Source organism: Nocardia sp. NPDC058497, from assembly GCF_042720195.1.
Classification (GTDB): Bacteria; Actinomycetota; Actinomycetes; order Mycobacteriales; family Mycobacteriaceae; genus Nocardia.
Genome location: NZ_JBHXMY010000690.1, coordinates 1 through 2,857 on the forward strand (window position 1 = coordinate 1; position 2,857 = coordinate 2,857).

Genomic DNA, 2,857 nt, shown 5'->3' on the forward strand with positions numbered 1-2,857 from the left:
CCGTCCGGATCTGCTCGGGAGTGGTGCGCAGGCCCGACACCATGTTCTCGGCCCAGCCGGTGAACTCGTAATACGCGCCGATGGCCGCACGAGCTTCGTCGACGACGACCTGCGGACCGAGGACGGCATTGACCTGAGCGACGATCCGCGGCTCACCCACGCGGCCATGCTCATGCCAGGACTTGCGGACCGAATCGAACAGACCGGCCGCCCAGTTCGGTGGGACCGCGGACAAGAATCCGTCGCCCCAGCGTGCGACTCGTTCAAGTGCTTTGGGCTTGAAGCCGCCGAACAGAAGCTCGGGGCCACCTGGGCGGCTCGGCGTGGGGCCGATAGGTCCGCAGTCGGCGCTGAACCGCTCGCCGGACCACAGACGATGGAGCTGGGCCAGCTGTTCATCCAGCCGACGGCCGCGCGTGCGCAACTCGGTGCCGGTAGCCAGGTGATCATCAGCGCGGCCGCCGACGCCGAGGCCGAGCACCAGCCGCCCACCGGACATACGATCAAGCGTCGCAACCTGTTTGGCGAGCAGAGTGGTTTCCCGCAGCGGCGCGAGCAGCACTTCGGTCTGTACTCGGATACGGCTGGTGGCACCCGCGATGACCGACAGCGCGACCAGTGGCTCGGGATTGTCGTAGACGACCCGATCGAGCAGACCGAGGGTCGAGAACGGTCCGGCGTCGGCACGGCGAGCCCAATCGAGCAGAGTGACGGGATCGGAGATAGGCATTCCGAGTCCGATATGCATGGATTCCTCCAGGAAAATGGGTGGGCAAATCTGCCGCCCACTCCAACGCCTGGATCATGAGGCGAGGGCTCCCACTCTGCGGCTGTACTTCCAGAGAGCACCAATCGGATTGCGGCCACTATAAATTCGACGATCCGATCGCGCAAACGGGGCAATCGGGCTTCTTGACGAATCTCGGTAAGTTCCGTCACTCGCCTGGCTCAGCGGCAGCCCGGACACAACGGCTGGCAGTCCTCCACTGTCGCCGCCATCCTGCAGAACCCCCGCTACACCGGCTACGCCTTCTTCGGACGCTGGACCAAGACCGAACAACTCCTCGGCCCCGACGATGTCGCCGCCGGCTACATCGTCAAGTTCAAATGCTCACCGCCACAACGCATCGTCAGATAACGCCGACCAGCACACCCGGCCATCGTCTCCGTCGAATCGTTCACCCAGGCCACCCTGAAGCGCGTTGGGGCGCCCGCTCGGCTCGGTTGTCGCCTACGACGCCATGCACCTCAGCGACCACCCCGCCGCGCTGATCACCCTCGGCTCACCGCTGGGTCTGCAGGGCGTCGTCTATCCCCGGTTGCGTCCCCAGCCTCCCACCTCCCGGCATAGTGACGCGGTGGGAGAACTTCGCCGCCGAAGATGACCTCGTCGCCGCCAGAGACGAACAAGTGCCAGCCCCAGATGGTTGGTCGAACACGTTCCCCGAACCACGGCACTGCGCGGCGATCGTCGACCGCCTCACCTTCGGCGGGCAGATCATCGAAACCGGCACCGAGAGTTACCGACTCACCCGCACCGCCGCACTCAACAACACCGCCAACACCACAGCGCAGGCACCGACACCGCCGAAACCGGCATCCACTGACGCTCAGCAGTCACTGGAAACCGTGCCCTGACCAGATATCTATCGGCGAATTGCGAGCCACCCCAACACTGCGATCACAGCCGGGCCCCGGTTCCACGCAGCCCTGGCCCGGCCAGCAGATCGCGCCACAGCACCACGTGTCCGTTGCCGGTCGAACTGACGCAGGAGAACACCCGGTGAGCAGTGGTGCGTCAAGTATGTGGCGAATCGTGGGGATCTGTGTCTGCCCGTTTGTTGACGCTTTCGAGGCTGAGGTCGATTGTCGGTGCGGCCTGCCACTATGGCCTGTATGACGACAGCCGATCCTTGGGCCCCGTTCGAGTGGCTCGCTGCATCCGAGAGTCAAGCAGGCCCGCTGGGCGTGATCTTCAGTGTGGCCTTCTTCCGCGGGCTCGACCCGTCGGAGGTGGTGCGTCGCTTCAACAATGGCGAGGACTCCAGCCAGGAATTGGACTTCGAACAGTTCAACGACAGGATGGTTGAGTTCCTCGGGAAGACCGGCGGCGGAAGCGGCGGTGGTCACGTGGGCGTGTTCCCGGCCGGTGAGTGGAGCGTGGCCATCGAGCCGTTCGGGTGGTGGGCGACCGATCGCGATGTGCTGGCGGACCTGTCGCGAGGATGTGAGGTCCTGGCGATCACACGCCACGACTACGCCGAGCACAGCCTCGCGTACGCAATCGACAGCAGGCTTGTTACCGCCCACGAATTGCAGGTCCCGCACAACCGTTGGGGCTCCGATCCCGACCGACTCAACGATTACATGCGTGAGCTGGGAATGGTGCTGGATAGCTCCGACAATGAGATCGACTGGGACGCTGTCTGGAACATCAACTACAACATCGCCGTGCCGAGAGCTTTCGCCCTGGCGGCCAAGGTCACTGGAGTGTCGTTCACGCCGGTCATGCTGAACCAGCCTCTGCTCGTGGGACCTATCGCCTACCGATGGCCACCTTCCGGCCACGGCACCACATAGGGCCAGACCTAATGAACCCGAAGAGGTCACGATAGCGGGGTCAGGTCAACTGGCAACGGACACCACGGTCCCTGCTCACGACCCCATCGCCTGCCTTCTGACACTCCCGGCGACCTGACACGCCGACGGGAGTGGTCTCGAAATTCACCGATACCGCTGCCCTGGATCGCCCCTGAGTGACCTCGGAATTCACCGATACGTGGTCTCAGAATTCACCCTTACAGCCACCTGGGCGAACGTTCCAGTTCTCCAGAAGCTACCCATCAGAGCTCAATAA

The 2,857-nt window shown here is 63.9% G+C and carries 4 protein-coding genes and 1 pseudogene; 4 read left to right on the top strand and 1 reads right to left on the bottom strand.

Annotated elements, in window-relative coordinates; genetic code table 11:
* The coding region (locus tag ACFWPJ_RS29550) for an LLM class flavin-dependent oxidoreductase (protein WP_378856303.1) at positions 1–730 on the bottom strand (730 nt) is incomplete at its 3' end.
* Positions 731–943: 213 nt separating this feature from the next.
* Between ACFWPJ_RS29550 and ACFWPJ_RS29555 the strand changes: the two genes are divergently transcribed.
* From ACFWPJ_RS29555 to ACFWPJ_RS29570, 4 genes and pseudogenes are all read left to right on the top strand, one after another.
* Positions 944–1,138 (top strand): recombinase family protein, encoded by a 195-nt coding sequence (locus ACFWPJ_RS29555; protein WP_378856309.1) that lies wholly within the window; start codon positions 944–946, stop codon positions 1,136–1,138.
* Between the two features lie 64 nt (positions 1,139–1,202).
* A complete protein-coding gene (locus ACFWPJ_RS29560) occupies positions 1,203–1,385 on the top strand; it encodes a hypothetical protein (protein WP_378856305.1) in 183 nt (60 codons plus the stop codon).
* A gap of 40 nt (positions 1,386–1,425) precedes the next feature.
* Positions 1,426–1,638: pseudogene (locus ACFWPJ_RS29565) on the top strand (AAA family ATPase); the annotation flags it as partial.
* A 258-nt stretch (positions 1,639–1,896) separates the two neighbouring features.
* Positions 1,897–2,580 carry a DUF6461 domain-containing protein gene (locus ACFWPJ_RS29570; RefSeq protein ID WP_378856307.1) on the top strand — a complete coding sequence of 228 codons (684 nt, stop codon included), beginning with the start codon at positions 1,897–1,899 and terminating at the stop codon, positions 2,578–2,580.
* Positions 2,581–2,857: the final 277 nt, after the last annotated feature.

Bases quoted from the DNA above. Each gene is read 5' to 3' on its own strand.
- ACFWPJ_RS29570 (WP_378856307.1), top strand. From the start codon at position 1,897: ATGACGACAGCCGATCCTTGGGCCCCGTTCGAGTGGCTCGCTGCATCC.